The sequence below is a fragment of the Bradyrhizobium sp. 153 genome (assembly GCF_023073835.1).
Classification (GTDB): domain Bacteria; phylum Pseudomonadota; class Alphaproteobacteria; order Rhizobiales; family Xanthobacteraceae; genus Bradyrhizobium.
This window is the reverse complement of the sequence record NZ_JADPKH010000144.1, coordinates 7,171-15,098: the sequence shown is the minus strand read 5'-3', so window position 1 is coordinate 15,098 and position 7,928 is coordinate 7,171. Positions and strand designations below refer to the sequence as shown.

The following is a 7,928-nucleotide window of genomic DNA, read 5'->3' as shown; positions in this document are numbered from 1 at the left end:
CCACCCCGACGCTCGCATAGGGTCAGTAAGAGCAGTTCCGGCCAAGTCGCGACGGAGCTATTACAACGAAATACTGCCGGCCTTTTTCAACGGAATCGGTCAATCTGAGAAGAACTCAGCGCGAGCATATGCTTTCCGCTTTACCCCCAGGGCGGACACTCCCCTGAATGGTGAACCCGCTCGTCTTGCTGCCACTCAGGGATATCTCTTTTCGCAACCTTGAAGTTGCCGCACTTCCTGATGATCGCAGGGACCTTGCTAGTCGTCACCGGCTCCATTGGCGTCCTCGTCAGCTCTAACGGGAAGCTCTCGCGCGCGCAGCATTCAGGTCTGCTTTTACGCCTGAGATTGCTGCGTCAGCCGGCTGTCGACTTGGGGGCGGTTCATTGAGGTCTCACCCATGGTGCCCCTGGCCTAATGTCGAACCGGAAGTGACCCCATCAGAGCTCACGCAAGCAGAGACAAGTAGGACAAGCAAGGGATGCCCATGCTCGCCTAACCGAGACGTCTCCGAATCGATCCTCCAGATCATCGCCGTGAAACCATTTTCCCTGGGCTGCGAAGTTGGCCTGAAACAAACGAGGCCCAGGCTTCTCTCTTCCAGTGCATGTCCCAGAAGGGGAACTATCCCTATGATTAGCCCAACGTGGACTCGCAAAGCACGCAAGCTCGTTGTCGTAAATTTGCTGATCGGCGCGGCCGCTCTATTAGGATTGGCCGCTCACGAGCCAGTCTCAAGTGCTGCCCTCGGTAATGAATGGCAATGCAGCAAAGCGGCATTTGTCCTAACGACGTGTCGTCACGTGGCCGACGAAATTATGACCCAAAAAACGGCCGCTCTCGATTAGCTGGCAAGCCATTTGCGCCAACGCTGGTTGTCCGAGCCCAAATCCCAGACTGAGCGCGCCCGGGGGACCATCGCCCCACGCCCTTGTCGTTCACCGCCTCAGCCGGCGGCGGTGTGCCGCCAGCCGCTGTCGACTGCGAGCGCTCTGCAATCGCCTTTTCCACGCCCACGAGCCAGTAGCTCGCACGCGTTCCGCGGCCCAAGGGATTGATAATTAACGAGGTGCTTACGATGCGGCTTTGATCGCGGCATGCCTCGCCCGAGCCGACATTTACCAGCACCGAAGTCGACGGCCGCCCCGTCAAGATTACGCTCGGCGATATGCGCGCGAGAGGCGTCCGAGATCTGATCGCCTTCTGCCAGCTGCGCCCACAACGTGAAGCTCTCTGCCCGACCAGGTCGACAAGTGGCCCTGACGGGCTCCGGATATCTCAGGTCGAGCCGCGATTCGTCTGCCATGCCTGCGGCAAGCGTGGCCGCCATCCTGCGCGCCTGCAGCGAGGGACTGATGGCCAGCGGCCCCAGCATTTTGGCGGCGGCTGGGGCCGTTGGGGACGCTCCGGCACGCAGGGGGGCTTGGAGCCGGAGCACAGCACCAATCCAGACGCCTGCTACTAGTTCCTAGGGAGAGGCCGGCGGTCTAGCGAGAACCGACCCATCGCCAAACGCGCGTTCGAACGATGGGCCGTCCCGGGTGGATGTCGCGAAGCTGGAGTGGTCCAGATATCGCCACAGACCGAAATCTTAATCCTCTCGGCTGGAGAGTCGTTCCTTGCTAGATAACTCCGGATGTGGCGTGGGTGGCGCCAACCAAGCCGGGCTTGCGCGGTTTGGAACAGAAGCAAGTCGTGCGCATAATGGTTATGGCAAATGCATCGGAAATCCACTTGGTCCGGGTCATGACCGATAATCGAGAGCATAAGCTTTGGGCGGTGGCGGCACCTCGCGACGAAGCGGTTAATGCGGTCTTGGATGTCGTTCCGGAAGGATGGAACGCGGCCCTGCTCGATAACGAGTTGAGCGATCAGGAGATGGAAGCCCTAAACCTCCGGCCGGGTGATGTTCGCGAGATCACGTCGCGAGTAAATTAAGCCACTCCGACCACCAACTGAGGCGGCCTTACTCTTCAGGCTTAGGATTCTTCTCGTGCCAGTCCGCCATTTGCTTGTACTCGCGGGCCATCTCCTCGAGCTCCCGCTTTGCTTTCGGATTGCCAGTTAGGGCGGCTTGGTGCCCGCAGAGCAGTTCAAGCGAGCGGTGCGAATAGTTCGGCGGGGGGGCGGTCTCTGGCATTCGGGCAGAATATCACGCCCTCGGGGGCGGGCATTCACCTGTGTTACAAAGTGAACACTTCTCACATGGCCCCGGCGACAAGACCGCAGGCGCTGCAGCTCTTGCGTGTGCCGCGACGTTCCGTACGTCGGCGCGGCACCTCCTGGTTAACACATAGGTCTGCGTGAACTGGCCGGCCGCCCGTTACTGCCTCAGCTGGAGCTGCTCCAGTCCATCCTCAATCACCCGGAGGTCCTCAAGCAGAGCATCTCGAGAGTCAGCCGGGTTGATGCTGGATGTGCACTGCAGCTGTTCGAGCAACTGGCGCCGAAGATCTTGCATATTCTCCAGGGCTTGCCGGTTCTTCAGACGTACATAAGCCGAAACGATCGTTTCAACGCTTGTTGCCAATGAGTAGCCCCAAACCTTAGTCGCGCCCGTTTGGACTGCCGCGCTTGTGCTGTTCGCAGTATTCGATGCGCGCCCACTCCTCAGCGATTTCGAGCAGGGCTTTTCTTTGAGCGCTCATCTTGCGCTAGGGCTGCCTGAGGAATGGCGTTGAGAGCCTTGTAGCGCCTCGCGAGCATTCTATCCCTTAATACTCACCCTACGTGCAACTCCTTTAAAAGTCCCCGTTGCTCGGCTGCGGCGGCTTTCGTCTCCTCGACCTGTTTGGCTTTCTCGGCGGCGAGCCGCGCATCCTCAGCAGCCTTGGCCGTGGCTGCCACCTTGTCCTGCTCGGTTTTCTTTGCACGTTCAGCGGCAAGCCGCGCCAGCCGCGCTTTCTCAGCAGGCGCTGCGCGGGTCACCGAACGGCACACGAGGCGGTCTCCTTGACGCTGTGGCTAGGAGCAGCGTTCAATGCGCACGTTTACGACTGCGCCGTTAGATCTGGAAGAGAAAGTCCTGATTGGTCAAAGTATTCGCAGTGACGCTGGTCAAGACAATTTCCATATCCGCCGACCCTTGGTTCTGCGCAACGCCCGAGCTGTTGACGTAGACAATGGTATTCGCGCCGCTCTGAATCCAAGCGATACTATGCGCCGCAACTTGGGCGCCTCCACTTAGCAGGCCCTGCACGCTCGTCACTCCCGCGATCGCCGAGGTGTCGATGAGATCTGCACCATGAACGAAATCACTGATCGTATCATGGCTTGCAATCGTAGAGTCGGAAACCGCGGTGAAGACGAATTGGTCGTTTCCCGCTCCTCCTATCAACGTGTCGGCGCCTCCGCGCCCCTGGATCACGTCATTTCCTGCTTGCCCATCCAATGTGTTGTTGCCGGCATCGCCGAATATGAGGTCAGCGAAGGCTGAACCACGGACGGCATTCACGGCGGTGAACGTGTCTGTCCCGGTACCTGCGGCATCACCAGGGGCCGTCCCGTGCGAGTTGCCGGCGGCGAGATCGACGGTCACTCCATCCAGGGCATTGTAGAATGCAATGCGGGTATTGCCGTTGCCGGTGATGGTGTCATTGCCGGCCATCCCCTCAAACTCATTGAAAGTACCGAAATCGCCGAGATTCGGCCCGGAGACCCCGAAATTGGTCGCGACATAAGTGTCGGCGAAGGCGGTCCCGCGGATCGCCTCAATTGACCGAAGAGTGTCTGTTCCGATCGAAGCGTCGCCGGTCACCACGCCCGAAGCCAGATCGACTTGAATACCTGACGCAGACCCGTCGTTGTTGTAGAACGCTCTGTCAAAACCAGCTTTACCGTCGATGAAGTCATCGCCGCCGCGACCCGCAAAATCTTCCGCTGTACCATTGGGATTGTTAGAGCCGGTGATGGTGTCGGCAAATGACGACCCTGACACCGAGCCAACGCCCGAGAAGGTATCGGTGCCTACGGACCCATCGCCGGTCACGGTCCCCGACGCGCCACTGGTGGTGCTGGTCCAGCTATTGAGACTGAAAGTGATTGTCACAGGACCGGTCGCATTGGCGTAGATCAGACGCGTGTTGCCATTGCCGGTGATGGCATCGTCACCACCAAGCCCCTCGAACTGGTTGAAGCTGCCGTTGTTGCCGACGTTAAGAGCGCCTGCGAGGCCGTATCCCGTTGCCACATAGGTATCGGCAAGGATGGTTCCCTGGATAGCTTCGATCGAGCGCAGCGTGTCCACGCCAATCGAAGAATCGCCCGTGGCCGTGCCGTTCGCCATGTCAATGGTGACACTGCCGGTCGAAAGATAGATGTTGTTGTAGCTGGCTGTGTCAAAGCCGCCGCGACCGTCAATCGTGTCGTTGCCGCCAAGTCCGGTAAATGTCTCGTTGATGCCGCTTCCCGACAGGGAATCGATGAACATCGTGCCCATGACGGCATTCACGCCGGTGAACGTGTCACTTCCGACCGAGGAGTCACCGGTAGCCGTGCCGGCTGCTATGTCGACCACAACGCCCGCGGTCGCATTGTTGAATCCGATACGCGTGTTGCCATTGCCGGTGATGATGTCGTTGCCGCCCTCGCCGGTGAACTCGTTGAAGGTCCCCGATGAACCGGAGTTCGTGCTGGTGTTGCTAAACCCGGAGGCGTTGTAGGTGTCGGCAAAATTGGTGCCGCGGACAGCTTCGATCGACACAAGTGTATCATGACCAACGGTGGCATCTCCCGTCAGGGTGCCCGCCGCGAGATTGATGGTGATACCTGACGTGGTGGTCGGATCGTTATTGTAGTCGACACGGTCGAAGCCGCCGCGGCCGTCGATCACGTCGTCGCCAGCGAAGCCGGCAAATACTTCGATCGTGCCGAATCCATTGTTGCTTCCGAAAAGGGTGTCGGCGAATGAAGAGGCCCAGACTGCAATAATGCCCGAGCCGACAAACGTGTCGTGACCAACGGATCCATCTCCATCCGCCGTTCCGGCCGCGATATCGACAGTCACACCCGCGGTGGCGCTCACATAAGAAACCCGCGTCAGAGCCGCGCCCAAAGAGTTTACGGCAGTTACAATGGTGTCATTGCCGCCTCGACCCTCGAACTCGTTAAACCCGACCGGTGTACCGGGAATACCGGTGGCTCCTGCGAAACCGGTCGCATTGAATGTGTCCGCGAAATCACTGCCAATCGCAGCTTCGATCGCAACGAGCGCGTCGGTGCCCATTCCTGGACCGGATGCCGTGCCCGCCGCAAGGTTGACCGAGATCCCGCCCGTGGCATCGGTGTAGACAGCGCGGTCGAAATCGGCTCCGCCATCGAGCAGATCGTTGCCGCCGAATCCCTGAAGCCGATCATTTCCTGCAAGCGCGTAAATTGCATCCGCTTGGTTCGTTCCGAGCAGCACATCCGGGCTCGAGGTGCCGTTAGTGGCGTTCGGAAAGATGAAGTCGCTTTGTTGGAGGCTTGTTACACCAATCAGCGTCAGAGTATTTCCGCTCCCGAAACTGATTATGGTATTGCCAGCACTCACCGTCGATTTCGATTGAACGTCTGCGAGCGTGAAGATGCCGGACAACCCTGTCAGATCAATGTTGTCGCCCTGGGTGCGGTCAAAGTCCGTGATGGTGTCTGCTCCGCCGCCATTGGCATAGACGAAGGTGTCAGAGCCGTTCCCGCCAGTCAGGGTATCGGCACCGCCACGACCATCGATCCGGTCGTTGCCATCCCTGCCGTCGAGCGTATTGGCATTGGCATCTCCGAGGATGACGTCGGCAAACGAAGAGCCGCGGACGGCATTCACGCCGGTGAACGTGTCTGTCCCGGTACCTGCGGCATCACCAGGGGCCGTCCCGTGCGAGTTGCCGGCGGCGAGATCGACGGTCACTCCATCCAGGGCATTGTAGAATGCAATGCGGGTATTGCCGTTGCCGGTGATGGTGTCATTGCCGGCCATCCCCTCAAACTCATTGAAAGTACCGAAATCGCCGAGATTCGGCCCGGAGACCCCGAAATTGGTCGCGACATAAGTGTCGGCGAAGGCGGTCCCGCGGATCGCCTCAATTGACCGAAGAGTGTCTGTTCCGATCGAAGCGTCGCCGGTCACCACGCCCGAAGCCAGATCGACTTGAATACCTGACGCAGACCCGTCGTTGTTGTAGAACGCTCTGTCAAAACCAGCTTTACCGTCGATCAAGTCATCGCCGCCGCGACCCGCAAAATCTTCCGCTGTACCATTGGGATTGTTAGAGCCGGTGATGGTGTCGGCAAATGACGACCCTGACACCGAGCCAACGCCCGAGAAGGTGTCGGTGCCTACGGACCCATCACCGGTTAGGGTCCCCGACGCGCCACTGGTGGTGCTGGTCCAGCTATTGAGACTGAAAGTGATTGTCACAGGGCCGGTCGCATTGGCGTAGGTCAGACGCGTGTTGCCGTTGCCGGTGATGATGTCGTTACCGCCCATTCCCTCAAATTGATTGAAGGTGCCATTGTTGCTGACGTTGGCATAGGGGAGGCCGGTAGCGGCATCGATAGCTCCCGTGACGCCGAAATTGATCGCGTCATAGGTGTCGATAAAGTTAGTGCCCTGAATGGCTTCGATTGAACGCAAGGTGTCGGTGCCGCTCGAGGCATCGCCTGTCACCGTTCCAGCTGCAAGGTGAACGCTGATCCCACCCGTCGTGAAGGTGAGGTTGGCATATTGCGCCGTGTCGAAGCCGCCTTTTCCGTCGATAAAATCATCGCCGGCAAGGCCCATGAAGTTCTCGTTGGCGCCACTGCCGGAAAAGATGTCGGCAAACATCGAGCCTATGACGGCGTTGACGCCGGTGAATGTATCGGTACCCACCGAGGCATCGCCGATCGCCGTGCCCGCGAGGAAATCGACGGTCACGCCGGCGCTTGATTGCGTGTATTGGATTCGGGTGTTGCCATTACCGATGACGGCGTCGTTGCCGCCCATGCCTTCAAAATTGTTGAAGGTGCCGCTCGATCCGGCATTGGTGCTGGTGCCGCTGAAACCGGTTGCATCGTAAGTATCAGCGAATTTGGTGCCGCGGACGGCTTCCACTGAACGCAGCGTATCGGTCCCGATCGTCGCATCCCCAGTGACGGTTCCGCTTGCAAGATTAATGGTTATACCCGTGGCTGTGGCGACGTCGTTGTTGTAGATGGCGAAATCGTAGCCGCCGCGGCCATCGATCAGATCGTTGCCGCCACGACCGTCATATTGCTCGAACGTACCATTCGGATTGTCGCTGCCCCGCAGCGTGTCTCCAAATGCCGACCCAATGACCGAGTTGACGTTGGTGAAAGTGTCGCTGCCGACTGACGAATCGCCGTTCGCCGTTCCCGCGGCGAAATCTACGACGACTGCCGCTGTCGCACTGACATAGGAAATGCGAGTCAGACTCTCGCCGGAAGGATTGACCGTTCCGGCGATGATGTCATCTCCCCCCAAGCCTTCGAAATTGTTGAGGCCAATTGGTGTACCAGGGACCCCGGAATTGCCGCTGAAGCCGACCGCCGAGTAATGGTCGGCAAAGTTGCTGCCCTGGATGGCTTCGATACCGATCAACGTGTCGGTACCGACACCTGGACCCGTCACGGTCCCTGCCGTCAGATCGGCGATAATGCCCCCGGTCGCGTCGACATAGACCGCTCGATCAACACCCGAAAAGCCGTTGAATATGTCATTACCGCCAAAGCCCTGGAATACATCGTTCCCGGCAGTCCCAGTCAGGGTATTGTCGCCGGCGTCGCCGAGAATGGCGCCGGTCAGGCCCACAAAATAGACCACCGCGCCGCTGGTCGCGGTATTGCCGGCCGCATCGCTCACCCGCGCGGTCAGCGAGTTCTGGCCGTTGTTGAGCGTGACCGTGGTGCTCCAGCTGCCGTTGCTCTGCACGATGGCGGTGCCGATCGCGGTG

At 59.3% G+C, this 7,928-nt stretch carries 3 protein-coding genes; 1 reads left to right on the top strand and 2 read right to left on the bottom strand.

Annotation, left to right across the window (positions count from 1 at the left end; genetic code table 11):
- Positions 1-1,647 precede the first annotated feature (1,647 nt).
- Positions 1,648-1,938: a hypothetical protein gene (locus IVA91_RS32295; protein ID WP_247279346.1), complete on the top strand. Its 291-nt coding sequence runs from the start codon at positions 1,648-1,650 to the stop codon at positions 1,936-1,938.
- A gap of 783 nt (positions 1,939-2,721) precedes the next feature.
- On the opposite strand, the gene IVA91_RS32290 is transcribed toward IVA91_RS32295, so the two are convergent.
- Entirely contained in the window at positions 2,722-2,940 is a 219-nt protein-coding gene (locus tag IVA91_RS32290; protein WP_247279348.1) for a hypothetical protein, read from the bottom strand.
- A 64-nt stretch (positions 2,941-3,004) separates the two neighbouring features.
- A complete protein-coding gene (locus tag IVA91_RS32285; RefSeq protein WP_346015548.1) occupies positions 3,005-7,909 on the bottom strand; it encodes a hypothetical protein in 4,905 nt (1,634 codons plus the stop codon).
- Between the last annotated feature and the right edge of the window lie 19 nt (positions 7,910-7,928).